The organism is Nocardioides houyundeii (assembly GCF_002865585.1).
Taxonomy (GTDB): domain Bacteria; phylum Actinomycetota; class Actinomycetes; order Propionibacteriales; family Nocardioidaceae; genus Nocardioides; species Nocardioides houyundeii.
Map to the genome: position 1 here is coordinate 1,421,299 of NZ_CP025581.1, position 14,789 is coordinate 1,436,087.

Sequence of the window (14,789 nt, forward strand, 5' to 3'; positions counted from 1 at the left end):
GAAGGTAGGAACATGGGCAACGCACGGTCGCGCAAGATCGCCGACAGGATCCAGGTCATCGTGGCCGAGATGCTGGAGCGTCGGATCAAGGACCCCAGGCTCGGGTTCGTCACGGTGACCGAGGTTCGCGTCACCGGCGACAACCAGCACGCCACGATCTTCTACACCGTGCTCGGTGAGGAGACCGAGGCTGAGGCGTCGGCGGCTGCGCTCGAGTCGGCCAAGGGGCTGCTCCGCTCGGAGGTGGCCAAGCAGCTCGGCATGAGGCTCTCCCCGACGCTGGAGTTCGTCCGCGACGCCCTGCCGGAGACCGCCCGCCACCTCGACGAGGTGCTGGCGGCGGCTCGGGCCAGCGACGAGGCGGTGGCGGCACAGCGTGCCGGCGCCACGTACGCCAGCGAGGAGGACCCGTACCGCAAGCCCCGCGAGGCGGCCGAGGAGCCCGACAGCTCCGAGGCTGGGCCCGAGGTCGGGGACGACGAGGACGACGAGCGGGAGTGAGTGTGGAGCCCGGGCTCGTCGTCGTCGACAAGCCCGCCGGGATCACCTCGCACGGAGTGGTGGCCCGGGTACGTCGTCTGGCCGGCACCCGCAAGGTCGGCCACGCCGGCACCCTGGACCCGATGGCGACCGGGGTGCTCGTGCTCGGGGTGGACCGCGCCACGCGGCTGCTGGGGCACCTCATGCTGACGGAGAAGGCCTACGACGCCACCGTGGTGCTGGGAGTGGCCACCGACACCGACGACGCCGAGGGCGAGCCCACGGCTCGCACGGACGCCTCGGGGGTGGACCCGGCAGCGGTGCGCACGGCGCTGGCGGCGTTCGTCGGGGACATCGAGCAGGTGCCCACCTCGGTCTCGGCGATCAAGGTCGACGGCAAGCGCGCCTACCAACGCGTGCGCGAAGGCGAGGACGTGGTGCTCCCGGCCCGACCCGTCACGGTCCACGAGATCACCGTGGCGAGGATCGAGACGGTGGGGGAGACCGTCGAGGTGGACATCAGGGTGCGCTGCTCCAGCGGCACGTACATCCGGGCCATCGCCCGCGACCTGGGCGCGGCGCTGGGCGTCGGCGGTCACCTGGGTGCCCTGCGGCGCACCGCGGTGGGGAGCTTCGACCTGAGCACCGCCCGCACGCTGGAGGAGCTGGAGGAGCACTTCGCCGTGCTCCCCATCGCGGAGGCCGCCCGGCGCAGCTTCGCCTGCCGGGAGCTCGACGAAGACCAGGCCGCCTCGGCTCGGGTGGGTCGGGCGCTCGCCCTCGGCCTGGACGCGCTGACCGCGCTCTTCGCCCCCGACGGGCAGTTCCTGGCGCTGTACGAACCCACCTCGGACGGCGCACGACCGGTCGCCGTCTTCGTGTGACCAGGCCGTGTGGCAGGCTGATTACGTGCAGATCTGGCGTTCGCTGACCGAGGTGCCCGCGGACGCGGGCCCGACGGTCGTCACCATCGGCAACTTCGACGGGGTCCACCTGGGACACCAGCACGTGCTGCGACGCGCCCGGGAGGTCGCCGACGACCTGGGTGTGGCGCGGGTGGTGGTGGTGACCTTCGACCCTCACCCCATCGCGGTGCTGCGGCCCGAGCACGCCCCGCCGATCATGACCTCGATCCAGACCCGGGTGCGTCTGCTCGGGGACGCCGGCGTCGACGACGTGCTCGTCATCCCGTTCGACCGGGACATCGCGGGCTGGAGCCCGGAGGAGTTCATCGACCGCGTCCTGGTCGAGGCGCTCGGTGCCCGGGCGGTGGTGGTGGGCGCGAACTTCCGCTTCGGCAAGCGTGCGGCCGGTGACCTCGCCCTGCTGCGCGAGGTCGGGGCGGTCCGCGGCTTCGCCGTCGAGGGCGTCGCCCTGGACGGGGGCCCCCAGGTCTGGTCCTCCACCTACGTGCGCAACTGCCTGGCCGCCGGCGACGTGGCGGGGGCCGCGGAGGCGCTGGGACGTCCGTTCACCGTCCGCGGCGTCGTGGTGCAGGGGGACCAGCGCGGTCGGGGACTCGGCTTCCCCACCGCCAACGTGCCCACCGCCGCCATGGCCGCGGCTCCCAGCGACGGCGTGTACGCCGGGTGGCTCACCAGGCTCGACACCGGCGCGCGCTACCCGGCAGCGATCTCCGTGGGGACCAACCCCACGTTCGAGGGGGAGCGCGAGCGTCGCGTGGAGTCCTACGTGCTGGACCGCGACGACCTGGAGCTCTACGGCGTGGAGGTCGAGGTCTCCTTCGTCGAGCGGTTGCGCGGGATGGTGCGGTTCGAGGGGGTCGACTCCCTCATCGAGACGATGCACGACGACGTACGCCGGACCAGGCTCGCCCTCGGCTGATCCGGCCCGAGCGCCGACTCACTCGCTGGTGACGGTGACGACCACCCCGCTCAGCCCGGCGTTGCCGGAGACGTCGAGGATCTCGGTGTCGGTGAGGTCGTTGATCGAGACGCCCTCGACGCTCGCGGCGCGGTGCATGCGGCTGCCCGGGCGACCGTGCCCGTAGCCGTGGGGCAGTGACACGACGCCCTGCATGATGTCCTCGCTCGCCTGGACCTCGACCACGACGCTGCCCACCCGAGAGGCCACGCGTACCCGGCTGCCGTCGGGGATGCCCCGGGCTGCCAGGTCGTGCGGATGCATCAGCAGCTGATGCCGGGGGCGGCCCCGGGTGAGTCGCTCGGCGTTGTGCATCCAGGAGTTGTTGTCCCGCTGGTGACGGCGCCCGATGAGCTGCAGCGAGCCTGCCGCTGGGGCCACGGCGGCGTCCAGGCGAGACAGGTCGTCGAGCACGAGGTCGGGGGCGGCGTCGACCCGGCCGTCCCGGGTGTGGAGCCGGTGGGGCAGCTGGCCCTCCCGGAGGGGGCCCAGGTCGATTCCGGACGGAGCGCGTCGCAGCGCCCTCAGGGTGACCTTGGAGGAGCCGGTCCGCAGCAGCAGGGCGACCGTCCGGGTGGGGGAGACCGCGAGCCGCGCACGGGTGACGAGGCGCTTGCGGACCGACGACCTCCGCTCCAGCCGCTGCCCGAGACGGCGTACCAGTCCGGCGTAGATCTGCCAGTCGTGACGCTGGTCGGCGCTCTTGGCGAAGACCGCGGGGGAGAAGCGCGCGGTGTTCCGGACCGCGAGAGCGTTGAAGACCAGGTCGTAGTGGTCTCGCTCCAGGTGCGAGGTGGGCGGCAGGATCACGTCGGCGTGCCGCGTGGTCTCGTTGATGTAGAAGTCGACGGCCGCCATGAACTCCAGCCCGCCGAGAGCCCGGTCGAGCCGGGCGCCGTCGGGAGTGGAGAGCACCGGGTTGCCACTCATGGTGAGCAGGGCGCGGACCTGTCCGCGCCCCGGGGTCTCGATCTCCTCGCTCAGCGCCGCCACGGGCAGCTCTCCGTGGGTCTCGGGGAGCCCGCGGACCCGGCTGTGCCAGAGGCCGCGATGCCCCCGGCCGACGAGCCCTCGGCCGACCACGTCGATGGCGGGCGTGGTGAACATCGCGCCGCCGACGCGGTCGGTGTTGCCGGTGAGCAGGTTGAGCAGCTGCACGCCCCACTGGGCCAGTGTGCCGAACTCGGTGGTGGAGACTCCGATGCGGCCGTGCACCACGGCCCGCTCCGCGGTGGCGAGCTCCCGGGCCAGGGCCCTGATCCGGTCCGCGGGTATGCCGCTGGCGCGCTCGGCCCGTTCCGGCGTCCGGTCGGCAAGAGCGGCCGCCACCCGGTCCAGCCCGTCGACGTACGCCCCGGGGCGGGCCAGGTCCTCGGTGATCAGCACCCGCGCCATGGCCAGCAGCACGTGGACGTCGGTGCCGGGGCGGATGAACAGGTGCTCGTGCGCGACGCGCGCTGTCTCGGTCCGTCGGGGGTCCACCACCACCATCCGGCCGCCCCGTGCCTTGAGCTCGCGCAGGCGCGCTGGGAAGTCCGGGACGGTCATCAGGGAGCCGTTGGAGGCCATCGGGTTGTAGCCGAAGGCCAGGAAGAGGTCGGTGCGGTCCAGGTCCGGCACCGGGAGGAGGAGCTGGTGGCCGTACATCAGGTGGGCCAGCAGCTGATGGGGGAGCTGGTCGACCGAGGTGGCACTGAACCGGTTGCGGGTGGGGATCGCCTTGGCCAGGGCCGCGCCGTGGGTCATCGAGCCCAAGCTGTGCACGTTGGGGTTGCCGAGGTACACCCCGACGGCGTCCGCGCCGTGCTCGTTCACGATGCCCGAGAGGCGATCGGCGGTGAGGTCGAGGGCCTCGTCCCAGCCGATCTCCTCCCAGGTGGGGTCCTCGACCGGGCCCCGACGGCGCACGGGCGCGCGCAGCCGGTCCGGGTCGACGAGCACGTCGGCGATCGCCACGCCCTTGGGACAGACGTGACCGCGCGACAGCGGATCGTCGGGGTCGCCGCGAACGGCTGTCACTGCACCATCGGTGAGCTCGAGCCGTAGCCCGCAGATGGCCTCGCACAGGTTGCAGGTCGTGGTGCGAGTGATGGTCGTCACACGCCGCATCCTGCCATTTGCACCCACTGGGCACGAGGCCCGAACCAAACCTGCTCAATGTTGTGGAAACGCGCCACTCGGATGCGACGCATATGGAAGCGTCCGCGGTGCCTCGGACCTACACGCCGGGTGAGACCAAGCAGTCTCACCGAACCAGGAAGATGGAGACTGCTGTGCCGCGACGACCTCCTGTGAAACCGGCCAGCAGGGTGGTGCTCAGCAGGTTCGTCGGCACCTCGCGGGCATCTTCAGTGCTCGTCGCGGTCATCGTCTGCTCCACGTTCGCCCGGTTGTACCTCGCAGCGAAATCGGGGGGCTCCAGCGACGTCGCGTACTGGTCGGAGTTCGCACAAGGGGTCCGGGAGCATGGTCCCATCGGCATCTACGGCCACGAGTTCGACATCCAGTACAACCACGCGCCCCTGGCGGGTTGGTTCCTGAAGTTGGTCAACGCGGGGATCGACGTAGGGCTTCCGTTCGCGTACCTGATCCGTGTCCCCTCCTCGCTCATGGATGGTGTGACGTGCTGGTTGATCTACCGGCTGCTCTCGGAACACCTCAGTACCAGGGAGGCGTGGGCGGCCACCGCCGCAGTTGCCTGGAGTCCGGTGCTGATCGTCATCTCGGGATTCCACGGCAACACCGACACGGTCTTCGTTGCGCTCGTGCTTGTCTCCTACTACCTCCTCACCCGTCGCTCGCGGCCGTTCGTCGCGGGTGTGTGCATCGCACTGGCCATCAGCTTGAAGCTGGTGCCGGTGGTGGCGCTCCCGTGGTTGTTGTATCTCGCGTGGCGCGCCGGCTGGGCCGCATGGGGGCGCTTCGTGCTGGGCGGGATGCTGGTGGTGGTCGTCCTGTGGTTGCCGGTCATCGTCCTGGCTTGGCCCGAGTTCCGGGACAACGTCTTGGGCTACCAGGGCATGCCATTCGGGCAATGGGGGGTGGCAGAGCTGCTGCAGGGAGCTGGCTATCCCGGCGGGGACGCCTGGCTGGCGGCACACGCGACGTGGGCGGCGTTCGTCGCGGCAGCCCTTCCATTCTCGACGTTGCTGTCACGGCGACGTCGTCAGGACACGGTCGGCATCGCCCTCGCCCTGGTGTCGATGCTCCTGCTCACGCCAGCCTTCGGCATGCAGTACCTGGCGTGGGGCGTGGCCGCCGCCTACCTGGTCTCCCTTCGCGGTGGTTGGTTGTTCAACGTGGCCGCGAGCGTGTTCGTGCTGCAGGTCTACGGCAGCTGGAGTGGCGGCGGCGGGCCCTGGGTGTGGGAAGTCGCAGTGGCCGAGCCGTTGCATGACGGGCAGCTCCCGCTGATGGCGTTGACCTGGGCGTGCCTCCTCGTCGTGTGGATCGACGGGCTCGTCCCGGCGTCATGGGAGCGCCGAAGGAATGGAACGCTGGGAAGTGGGTATACCTGCGTCGGGCCTCGCATTCGAGGCACCACACTTGACATGGACGGAGACCGCAGATGGGCTACGGAGGCGCAGTCGGACTGATCGTGGTGGGGCTCATCCTGTCCCTGGCGGTCAACAAGGAGCAGGTGGGCCCGGTCAACCTCGGCACCATCGGGTGGATCCTCGCGATCGCGGGGGTGGCGCTGCTGGTGCTGAGCATCGCCCAGCAGAACGCGCGTCGCCGCACCAGCACGGTGGCGACCACCACCGACGCCCAGGGGCGACAGGCCACCACCGAGCGTCACATGGAGACCGACCCGCCGGCCCCGCCGGTGGCCTGATCAAGCTGCACCACCGCCAGCGGGCTCTCGATTGGGAGCCCGCTGTCGTGCGCTGTTAATCTGGTCCGGTGTCCCCGTGTCATGCGGGGCCACGTGCCGTCCAACGGCCGCGGATCCAGAGTGCCCGGGTGAACAGGCCCCGGCGCGCCGCGCAACGAGTGAGCCCCAGGTGGGCCGGAAGGAGCCTTCGCATGTCAATCGGTACCGACGCGGAGACCAAGAAGAAGATCATCGCTGAGTACGGCACCACCGAGGGCGACACCGGTTCGCCCGAGGTGCAGATCGCACTGCTCAGCCACCGCATCTCGCACCTCACCGAGCACCTCAAGCAGCACAAGCACGACCACCACAGCCGTCGTGGTCTGCTGCTGCTCGTCGGCCAGCGCCGTCGCCTGCTGAACTACCTGCAGAAGACCGAGATCGAGCGCTACCGCTCGATCGTCGAGCGCCTCGGCCTGCGACGCTGATGTGACGGAGGGTCCACCCGTGCGGGTGGGCCCTCCCACCATTTTTCGCTAACATTTCAACCGTGGGCTTCGGCCCGCACGCACAACTGAACACCAAACCCATCAGGAGCGACCCGCCGATCCGGCTCGGTCCTCGGTAGTGGCCCTCAGGAGAGAGCTCGCGAGAGCGAGACGTTCTTGGCCTGCGAGCCTCGATCGGAGACCGGCCCACCCCCGTTGGGGGCAGGTCAACCGCGGGTTCGCTCCGCGAAGAGAAAGGGACCACATACTCCGTGGAACCCATCATTTCTGCAGTCGAGACCGTTCTCGACAACGGCAAGTTCGGCAAGCGCACCGTCAAGTTCGAGACGGGCCTCCTGGCGCGGCAGGCCGCCGGCTCGGTGACCGCCTACCTGGACGACGAGACCATGCTGCTCTCGGCCACCACGGCCTCCAAGCAGCCGAAGGACCACTTCGACTTCTTCCCCTCACGATCGACGTCGAGGAGCGGATGTACGCCGTGGGCCAGATCCCCGGCTCGTTCTTCCGCAGCGAGGGTCGTCCGGGTGAGGACGCCATCCTCACCTGCCGCCTGATCGACCGGCCGCTGCGCCCGACCTTCAAGAAGGGTCTGCGCAACGAGGTCCAGGTCGTCATCACCGTGCTGGCGCTCGACCCCGAAATGCCCTACGACGTGCTGGCGATCAACGCCGCGTCCCTCTCCACCCAGCTCTCCGGCCTGCCGTTCTCCGGCCCGGTCGGCGGCGTGCGCGTCGCGCTGATCGAGGGCCAGTGGGTGGCCTTCCCGAGCCACAGCCAGCTCGAGAGCGCTGTCTTCGACATGGTCGTGGCCGGTCGGGTCACCGACACCGGCGACGTCGCCATCATGATGGTCGAGGCCGAGGCCACCGAGGAGGTCCTCTCCCTGGTCTCCGGCGGCGCGCAGGCGCCGACCGAGGAGGTCGTCGCCGAGGGCCTCGACGCGGCCAAGCCGTTCATCAAGCAGCTGTGCGAGGCCCAGGCCGAGCTCGCCAAGGAAGCCGCCAAGCCGGTTCAGGACTTCCCGGTCTTCCTCGACTACGAGGACGACGTGTACGCCGCCGTCGAGGCCGCGGTGAAGAACGAGACCTCCGAGGCGCTCGTCATCGCGGGCAAGCAGGAGCGCGAGGAGCGCCTGGACGCGATCAAGGCATCCCTGCTCGAGAAGGTCGCTGGCGACTTCGAGGGCCGCGAGAAGGAGATCGGCGCTGCCTTCCGTTCGCTGAGCAAGTCGCTCATGCGCGAGCGGGTGCTGCGCGACAAGGTGCGGATGGACGGACGCGGCCTGGCCGACATCCGTCCGCTGCACGCCGAGGTCGGCCTGATCCCTCGCGTCCACGGCTCGTCGCTGTTCGAGCGCGGAGAGACCCAGATCATGGGTGTCACCACTCTCGACATGCTCAAGATGGAGCAGCAGCTGGACACGCTCTCCCCGGAGAAGCACCGCCGCTACATGCACAAGTACGTCTTCCCGCCGTTCTCCACCGGTGAGACCGGCCGGGTCGGCTCCCCGAAGCGTCGAGAGGTCGGGCACGGCGCCCTGGCGCGCCGGGCACTGCTGCCGGTGCTGCCCAGCCGCGAGGAGTTCCCCTACGCGATCCGCCAGCTCTCCGAGGCCATGGGTTCCAACGGCTCCACCTCGATGGGCTCGGTCTGCGCCTCGACCCTGTCGCTGCTGCAGGCCGGAGTGCCGCTGAAGGCCTCCGTCGCCGGCATCGCGATGGGCCTCATCTCCGGAGAGGTCGACGGCAAGACCGAGTACGTCGCGCTGACCGACATCCTCGGAGCCGAGGACGCCATGGGCGACATGGACTTCAAGGTCGCCGGCACCCGTGAGTTCGTCACGGCGCTGCAGCTCGACACCAAGCTCGACGGCATCCCCGCCGAGGTGCTCGGCGCGGCGCTGAAGCAGGCGCGCGACGCCCGTCACGCGATCCTGGACGTCATGGCCGAGGCCATCGATGCTCCGGAGGAGATGTCGATCCACGCGCCCAGGATCATCACGGTCCGGGTGCCGGTCGACAAGATCGGCGAGGTCATCGGCCCGAAGGGCAAGGTGATCAACCAGATCCAGGACGACACCGGCGCGACGCTCTCCATCGAGGACGACGGCACGGTCTACATCGGTGCGACGAGCGGCGCTGCTGCCGAGGCTGCCAAGGCCGCGGTCAACGCCATCGCCAACCCGACGATGCCGGAGATCGGTGAGCGCTACCTGGGGACGGTCGTGAAGACGACCAACTTCGGTGCGTTCGTCTCGCTCATGCCCGGCAAGGACGGCCTGCTGCACATCAGCAAGCTGCGCGGCCTGGCTGGCGGCAAGCGCGTCGACAACGTCGAGGACATCCTATCGGTGGGCCAGAAGGTCCAGGTGCAGATCGCCGAGATCGACGACCGCGGCAAGCTCTCGCTGGTCCCCGTGGTCGAGGACGAGGCTGCTGGTTCGGACGCCGACGCCCCCGAGGGGTCCGACTCCGAGTGACGTCTCGAAGTCAGAGGACGACCGGCCAGCAGAATTCTGCTGGCCGGTCGGCCTTTACCCCTGCTGCACCGACGCAGCCGGTCGGGTCGACCCGCACGTTGCAGACCGTCAAGGACGAGGACGGGCAGGTCACCTCCCGGGTGCGTCGTACCCTGCTCCCCGGTGGCCTGCGCGTGGTCACCGAGCAGATGGCAGGCGTGCGCTCGGCGAGCGTCGGCGTCTGGGTGGCGGTGGGCTCCCGGGACGAGTCGCCCACCCTGCACGGCTGCTCGCACTTCCTCGAGCACCTGCTCTTCAAGGGCACGCGCGAGCGTTCCGCGCTGGACATCTCGGTGGCACTCGACGCGGTGGGGGGCGAGTGCAACGCCTTCACCGCCAAGGAGTACACCTGCTTCCACGCGCGGGTGCTGGACGAGGACCTGCCGTTGGCCGTGGACGTCATCGGCGACATGATCACCAGCTCCACCCTCGCCGAGGACGACGTCGAGGCCGAGCGTGAGGTGATCCTGGACGAGATCGCGATGCACGACGACGACCCCGACGACGCGGTGCACAACCTGTTCGCCCAGCAGGCGTGGGGCGACTCTCCGCTGGGCCGCCCGATCGCGGGCACCCAGGCCTCCATCACCGCCCTGACCCGGGCCCAGGTGCTGCGCTTCTACAAGCGTCACTACCGTCCGGCCAACATGGTCGTGACGGTCGCGGGCAACGTGGACCACGCGTCGGCGGTCCGCACGGTGCGGCGGGCCTTCGGGCGCAACAACTTCCTGGTGGGGGACGAGCCTCCGGTGCGGCCCCGTGTCGGGACCGAGGCACGGCGGGTGTCGGCGGGGGAGTCGCACGTACGGCGCCCCTTCGAGCAGGTCAACCTGGTGCTGGGGGTCAGGGGGATCACCCGCAACGATCCGCGTCGGTTCGTGCTGGGAGTGCTCAACACCGCCCTGGGCGGCAGCACCTCCTCGCGGCTCTTCCAGGAGGTGCGCGAGCACAAGGGGCTGGCCTACTCGGTGTACTCCTTCGCCAGCCACCACGACGACGCGGGGGTCGTCGGCGTCGCGGTCGGGTGCCTGCCCGCGAAGGTGGACGACGTGCTGGAGACCGTGCGGGGCGAGCTCGCCAAGGTGGCGGCAGAGGGGATCACCGAGGAGGAGCTGGTACGCGGCAAGGGGCAGATGCGCGCCGGTCTCGTCCTCGGTCTCGAGGACAGCGGTGCGCGGATGTCCAGGCTCGGGAAGGCGGAGCTGGTCTACGACGAGCTCCTCAGCATCGACGAGATCCTGGCCCGGATCGATGCCGTGACGCTGACCGAGGTCAAGGACCTTGCCGCCGAGCTCTTCACCCAGCCGGAGCTGCTGGCGGTCGTCGGTCCCTGACCGACTAGGTGAGCAGCAACACGCCTGCGCACGACGCCGCCCAGAGGACGCTGACGAAGGTACCGATCAGGAACCTCTCGGCGATACCCGGCCGCTCCTGGTGACGGAGCTCCGGGTATCGCCCCAGGCCCTTGAGCGCCAAGGTGATGGCGATCCCCTCCGGCCAGCCGGCGGCGATCGAGACGAAGATGGCCGCCCGCTCCAGGGCGCCGATCCAGGCCCCACCGCGCAGCACCTCCGCGGCACGGCGTACCGAACCGGTTTCGTCGGGGCCGCGGCCGTCGACCAGGCTGAACACGGCCGTGGTCACCGGGCCCCCGCCGGCGACGGCGAGCGCCCCGGTGAGCACCACCAGGGCGACGCTCCAGCGTGCGCTCGGGGCCTCCCCGGTCCACAGCGCGGCGAGCAGGGCCGCGGTCGCGAGGAGGACGAGCGTGAGCGCCGCCACCAGCCGGCGTCGGCGCACCCGCCAGCCCAGGGCCGAGAGCGCCAGCGCGGCGCTCAGGAGCCCCGCGACAGTGGCGGTCGCGGCGCTCACGCGTCGCCTCCCGCGAGCCACTGCCCGGCCCACGCGGCGACCAGCTCGCGGGCCCGGCGACCTTCGACCAGTCCTGCGGCGGCAGCGCGCTGGCTGACGGCCGACTGGCTGATCCCGAGCCGTTCCCCCGCGCCCTCGTAGGAGAGGCCCTGGTCGACGAGGTCGACCACCTGCCACCCCTTCTCGGTACGGCGGTCGAGCACCGCGGCCCACAGCCACAGGGTCGACTCGAGGTGACGGGAGACGACGTCGGCACCGGCCACCCGCAGGTGCCACGGGGCGGTGCGGGCCGTGGTGACGGCCTCGCGGGCCGCCACGAACGCCGGGCCACGGCCTTCCCGGGTCGAGGTCGGCAGGGGCGTCTCGACCTGGCCGAGCCCCAGTCCGACGTGCCAGCGGCCGTCGCGCATCAGGTCCTCCAGCACCGGTGCCAGCGACTCGGGGGCGGTCAGGACGCCCTGGATCTCGTCCCCCGCGGTGCGTTGGAAGGCGCGGAAGCTGGGCCGGCGCGCCAACCTGGCCAGCACGTCGGGCACGGCATCGGCCGAGGACCTGCTGGAGCGCTGGTCCGCGGTGAGCACGATGGCCCGCATGACGACCTCCTCAGAAGGAAAGTATCTGATGAGGTGTCATTATTAGGTGTAAACCTAATATGAGCAAGGCATGAGGCTCTGGCCTAACGACGGCCGATCACGCCGATCACCGGCGGAGCCTTCTGCTCGATGATCGAGACGCGGAACCCGCCGGCGGCCAGTGCCCGGGAGGCCCGCTCCGCGATGGTGGGGACGAGCTCGGGCCGGTTGGCGTCGTAGAACAGGAACACCGCGCCGCCGGGGACCACCCGCTCGTGGAGCAGGGCGATCTCGTCGGGGCAGTCGCGCACCCAGAAGAGGTTGACGTTGAAGGCGAAGACCTTGTTGAGGCGCTTGACCGGAACCCTCAACGTGGCCAGGTCGATCTGGCGGACCGTGAGCCGACCCGACTCCACGTGCTTGGCATTGCGCCGCTTGGTGCGGTCCACGCCAGACTCCGAGCGGTCGATGGCGAAGAGCTTTCCGGACTCGAGCTTGCCGCAGATCAGCTCGGCGCCGGCCCCTGGGCCGCACCCGATCTCCAGGACCTGGTCGCTGGGCTGGACGTCCATCATGTCCACCGCCCAGCGAAGCCGCGGCGGAATCGTCTGCAGAGCCATGGTGGACAGCCTGCCACTAGGCGGTCCGGGAGTCAGCCACCGGCACCCGTTCCAGCGTCGCGCGGCTAGATTGTGAGCCGTGAGCAACGACGTCGAACCACTCCGTGTCGCAGTCCTGGGAGCCAGGGGCAAGGTCGGGAGGGAGGTGTGCCGTGCCGTCGAGCAGGCCACCGACATGAGCCTGGTGGCCTCCATCGACGCCGACGACCCGATCGAGGAGCTGGTCCGGACCGGCGCGCAGGCCGTCGTGGACTTCACCCACCCCGACGTGGTGATGGAGAACCTCAGGTTCTGCGTCGAGCACGGCATCCATGCCGTGGTCGGGACCACCGGCTTCGACGACGACAGGCTGGGCACGCTGCGAGGCTGGCTCGCGGACTCCCCGGACACCGGAGTCCTCATCGCCCCCAACTTCTCCATCGGCGCGATCCTGATGATGCGATTCTCGGCGCTCGCAGCCCCGTTCTTCGACTCCGTGGAGATCATCGAGCTCCACCACCCCGACAAGGCCGACGCGCCCTCGGGCACGGCACGGCGTACCGCGGAGCTGATCGCCGCCTCGCGCCGGGCCGCCGGGTCCGACCCCATGCCCGACGCCACCTCGACGGCCCTGCCGGGTGCGCGCGGCGCCGAGGTCGACGGGGTTCCGGTGCACGCACTACGCATCCGAGGGCTGGTCGCCCACCAGGAGGTGGTGCTGGGACAGCTGGGGGAGACGCTCACCATCCGGCACGACTCCCTGGACCGCGCCTCCTTCACCCCCGGTGTGCTCGTGGGCCTGCGGGCGATCGGTGGGCGTCCCGGCCTGACGGTCGGGCTCGAGCACCTCCTGGACCTGCCCAGCCTGGAATAGCCCGCTGGGTCAGACCATGCGGATCAGGGCCGCGGTGAGCGCCGCTCCGAACACCACCACGAGGAACGGAGCGCGCAGCACCAGGGCGAGGACCGCGAAGGCCAGCCCGCCGGTCCGCGCGTCCAGGACCAGCGTGGAGTCCGACGCGGCCACCTGCACCGCCACCAGGGCGGAGAGCAGGGCCACGGGGATCAGGTCGGCGACCCGCCGTACCGCGGGCCGCTCGAGCACCGCCGCCGGCACCGAGAGGCCCGCAAGCTTCAGCAGGTAGCAGCCGAGGCTGGCCACCAGCACCGCGGTCCACATCAGTCTGGCCCTTCGCCCGCGGGACGGACCGCATCCGAGGTGGCACCGCCCTCGGTGCCGCGACTCAGCAGTCCGACGAGCAGGGCGACGCCGCCCGCCGCCAGCACCGGGACCCCCGCAGGGGTCACGGGCACCAGGCCCAGCGCCACCGCGGCCGCCAGGAGTGCCACCACCTGGTGGCGACGCGCGGCGAGGCGTGGCCACAGCAGCGCCAGGAAGGCCGCTCCCACGGCTGCGTCCAGCCCGTAGCGCCGCGGGTCGCCCAGTGCGTTGCCGGCGACCGCCCCCACCAGGGTGGCCAGGTTCCACAGCACCAGCACCGAGACGCCGGTGGTCCAGAAGCCCAGTCGCGCCGCCTCCCGGGACGACCGGGTCACCGACATCGCGCTGGACTCGTCGATCACCACGTGGGCGGCGGCGAAGCGGGTCGCGGGCCCGAGCTGGAGCAGCGGGGCCAGCCGCAGCCCGTACAGCGTGTTGCGGGTGCCCAGGAGCAGGGCGGTGAGCGCGCCGGACCAGCCGGAGGCGCCCGCGGCCACGACCCCGACCAGGGCGAACTGCGACGCCCCGGTGAACATCAGCAGCGACAGCGCCACGGTCTGGGCCACGCTCAGCCCGCTGGAGACCGAGATGGCCCCGAACGAGACGCCGTACAGGCCGGTGGCGGCTCCCACGGCCAGCGAGTCACGCACGATCCCGCGCCGCTCGGCGTCCGGGAGTCCGGGCTCCGGACCGGGCGCCGGGACCGGCTCGGAGCCCATCAGCCGATGGCGGTGTGCAGGCGGACCTGCTTGAGACCGGAGGTCTCGGCGCCGTCGAGGGCGAGCTCGCGGTGCGCGCCGTCGGGGGCCCAGCCGGCCTCGACGAGGAAGGTCCGCAGCGCGTCGTCCCGTGCCGATACCCACGTCACCGCACGGGTGAACCGGTCGGCCACCAGGGTGTCGACCGCGGCCTGCAGCAGCCGCGACCCGTGGCCCTTGCGTCGTTCCTCCGGGTGCAGGGTGATCTCGGCGATCTCGCCGTCGGCGATGGGGTCACAGTCGGGGTCGCCCGCGGGGGAGGTGAGGGCGAAGCCGACGACGCGGTTGCGCTCGAGCGCGACCAGGACCCGGTTGCGCGCGTCGGCGGGACGGCTCAGCGCCTGGCGCCACACCGGCGCGAGCGCCTCGGCGTCCTGGGGGAGCGCGTCGGGCGGCACGAGACCGTCGTACAGGGCGGGCCAGGCGACGACCTGCAGCGCGGCGATGGCGGTGGCGTCGTCGGCCCAGGCGATCCGGACGGAGACGTCTGCGGTGGGGCTGTTCATGGGGCCATCCTGCCTTGTCCTGTCCATTACAGAGACACGTTTGAGTTGCACGGGA

15 protein-coding genes and 1 pseudogene are annotated in these 14,789 nt (G+C 70.8%); 9 read left to right on the forward strand and 7 right to left on the reverse strand.

Annotated features, from left to right (window positions below):
- Positions 1 to 12: 12 nt before the first annotated feature.
- The 3 genes from rbfA to C0R66_RS06890 are packed head-to-tail and all read left to right on the forward strand — an operon-like array spanning position 13 to position 2,325.
- A complete protein-coding gene (gene rbfA / locus C0R66_RS06880; protein WP_101524078.1) occupies positions 13 to 501 on the forward strand; it encodes a 30S ribosome-binding factor RbfA in 489 nt (162 codons plus the stop codon).
- On the forward strand, positions 498 to 1,364 hold the full coding sequence (gene truB, locus C0R66_RS06885) for a tRNA pseudouridine(55) synthase TruB (protein ID WP_199286844.1): 867 nt from the start codon (positions 498 to 500) through the stop codon (positions 1,362 to 1,364). The genes rbfA and truB overlap by 4 nt, the downstream gene beginning before the upstream one ends.
- 25 nt (positions 1,365 to 1,389) lie before the next feature.
- Positions 1,390 to 2,325: a bifunctional riboflavin kinase/FAD synthetase gene (locus tag C0R66_RS06890; protein WP_101526093.1), complete on the forward strand. Its 936-nt coding sequence runs from the start codon at positions 1,390 to 1,392 to the stop codon at positions 2,323 to 2,325.
- 18 nt (positions 2,326 to 2,343) lie between these two features.
- Here the strand turns inward: C0R66_RS06890 and C0R66_RS06895 are convergent, their stop codons facing one another.
- Positions 2,344 to 4,464, reverse strand: coding sequence for a molybdopterin-dependent oxidoreductase (locus C0R66_RS06895; RefSeq protein WP_240311620.1), 2,121 nt, complete (start codon positions 4,462 to 4,464; stop codon positions 2,344 to 2,346).
- Positions 4,465 to 4,655: 191 nt separating this feature from the next.
- Between C0R66_RS06895 and C0R66_RS06900 the strand changes: the two genes are divergently transcribed.
- The 5 genes and pseudogenes from C0R66_RS06900 (at position 4,656) to C0R66_RS06920 (ending at position 10,539) form a co-directional block, all read left to right on the forward strand.
- Positions 4,656 to 5,960: a glycosyltransferase 87 family protein gene (locus tag C0R66_RS06900; RefSeq protein ID WP_158647932.1), complete on the forward strand. Its 1,305-nt coding sequence runs from the start codon at positions 4,656 to 4,658 to the stop codon at positions 5,958 to 5,960.
- Entirely contained in the window at positions 5,933 to 6,199 is a 267-nt protein-coding gene (locus C0R66_RS06905; protein WP_101524082.1) for a DUF6458 family protein, read from the forward strand. Before C0R66_RS06900 ends, C0R66_RS06905 begins: the two co-directional genes overlap by 28 nt.
- A gap of 191 nt (positions 6,200 to 6,390) precedes the next feature.
- Entirely contained in the window at positions 6,391 to 6,666 is a 276-nt protein-coding gene (gene rpsO / locus C0R66_RS06910; protein ID WP_101524083.1) for a 30S ribosomal protein S15, read from the forward strand.
- 272 nt (positions 6,667 to 6,938) lie between these two features.
- Positions 6,939 to 9,166 (forward strand): annotated as a pseudogene (locus C0R66_RS06915) (polyribonucleotide nucleotidyltransferase).
- 98 nt (positions 9,167 to 9,264) lie between these two features.
- Positions 9,265 to 10,539, forward strand: coding sequence for a M16 family metallopeptidase (locus C0R66_RS06920; protein WP_241901604.1), 1,275 nt, complete (start codon positions 9,265 to 9,267; stop codon positions 10,537 to 10,539).
- 4 nt (positions 10,540 to 10,543) lie between these two features.
- Here the strand turns inward: C0R66_RS06920 and C0R66_RS06925 are convergent, their stop codons facing one another.
- From C0R66_RS06925 to C0R66_RS06935, 3 genes are all read right to left on the reverse strand, one after another.
- Positions 10,544 to 11,077, reverse strand: coding sequence for a hypothetical protein (locus C0R66_RS06925; protein ID WP_101524085.1), 534 nt, complete (start codon positions 11,075 to 11,077; stop codon positions 10,544 to 10,546).
- Entirely contained in the window at positions 11,074 to 11,670 is a 597-nt protein-coding gene (locus C0R66_RS06930) for a transposase (protein ID WP_101524086.1), read from the reverse strand. The genes C0R66_RS06925 and C0R66_RS06930 overlap by 4 nt, the downstream gene beginning before the upstream one ends.
- An 83-nt stretch (positions 11,671 to 11,753) precedes the next feature.
- Positions 11,754 to 12,269, reverse strand: coding sequence for a class I SAM-dependent methyltransferase (locus tag C0R66_RS06935; protein WP_101524087.1), 516 nt, complete (start codon positions 12,267 to 12,269; stop codon positions 11,754 to 11,756).
- Between the two features lie 79 nt (positions 12,270 to 12,348).
- Between C0R66_RS06935 and dapB the strand changes: the two genes are divergently transcribed.
- The gene (gene dapB / locus C0R66_RS06940; protein ID WP_101524088.1) at positions 12,349 to 13,122 is read left to right on the forward strand and encodes a 4-hydroxy-tetrahydrodipicolinate reductase; all 774 of its coding nucleotides are present in this window, start codon (positions 12,349 to 12,351) and stop codon (positions 13,120 to 13,122) included.
- 9 nt (positions 13,123 to 13,131) lie between these two features.
- Here the strand turns inward: dapB and C0R66_RS06945 are convergent, their stop codons facing one another.
- The 3 genes from C0R66_RS06945 to C0R66_RS06955 are packed head-to-tail and all read right to left on the reverse strand — an operon-like array spanning position 13,132 to position 14,734.
- On the reverse strand, positions 13,132 to 13,428 hold the full coding sequence (locus C0R66_RS06945; RefSeq protein WP_101524089.1) for an AzlD domain-containing protein: 297 nt from the start codon (positions 13,426 to 13,428) through the stop codon (positions 13,132 to 13,134).
- Entirely contained in the window at positions 13,428 to 14,189 is a 762-nt protein-coding gene (locus C0R66_RS06950; RefSeq protein WP_101524090.1) for an AzlC family ABC transporter permease, read from the reverse strand. Before C0R66_RS06950 ends, C0R66_RS06945 begins: the two co-directional genes overlap by 1 nt.
- Complete coding sequence (locus C0R66_RS06955) at positions 14,189 to 14,734, reverse strand: GNAT family N-acetyltransferase (RefSeq protein WP_101524091.1); 546 nt, start codon at positions 14,732 to 14,734, stop codon at positions 14,189 to 14,191. The genes C0R66_RS06950 and C0R66_RS06955 overlap by 1 nt, the downstream gene beginning before the upstream one ends.
- Positions 14,735 to 14,789: the final 55 nt, after the last annotated feature.

Excerpts from the sequence above, each read along its gene's own strand:
- rbfA (WP_101524078.1), top strand. The coding sequence starts at position 13 with ATGGGCAACGCACGGTCGCGCAAGATCGCCGACAGGATCCAGGTCATC.
- C0R66_RS06905 (WP_101524082.1), top strand. The coding sequence starts at position 5,933 with ATGGGCTACGGAGGCGCAGTCGGACTGATCGTGGTGGGGCTCATCCTG.
- rpsO (WP_101524083.1), top strand. The coding sequence starts at position 6,391 with ATGTCAATCGGTACCGACGCGGAGACCAAGAAGAAGATCATCGCTGAG.
- C0R66_RS06930 (WP_101524086.1), bottom strand. The coding sequence starts at position 11,670 with ATGCGGGCCATCGTGCTCACCGCGGACCAGCGCTCCAGCAGGTCCTCG.
- C0R66_RS06935 (WP_101524087.1), bottom strand. The coding sequence starts at position 12,269 with ATGGCTCTGCAGACGATTCCGCCGCGGCTTCGCTGGGCGGTGGACATG.
- C0R66_RS06945 (WP_101524089.1), bottom strand. The coding sequence starts at position 13,428 with ATGTGGACCGCGGTGCTGGTGGCCAGCCTCGGCTGCTACCTGCTGAAG.
- C0R66_RS06950 (WP_101524090.1), bottom strand. The coding sequence starts at position 14,189 with ATGGGCTCCGAGCCGGTCCCGGCGCCCGGTCCGGAGCCCGGACTCCCG.
- C0R66_RS06955 (WP_101524091.1), bottom strand. The coding sequence starts at position 14,734 with ATGAACAGCCCCACCGCAGACGTCTCCGTCCGGATCGCCTGGGCCGAC.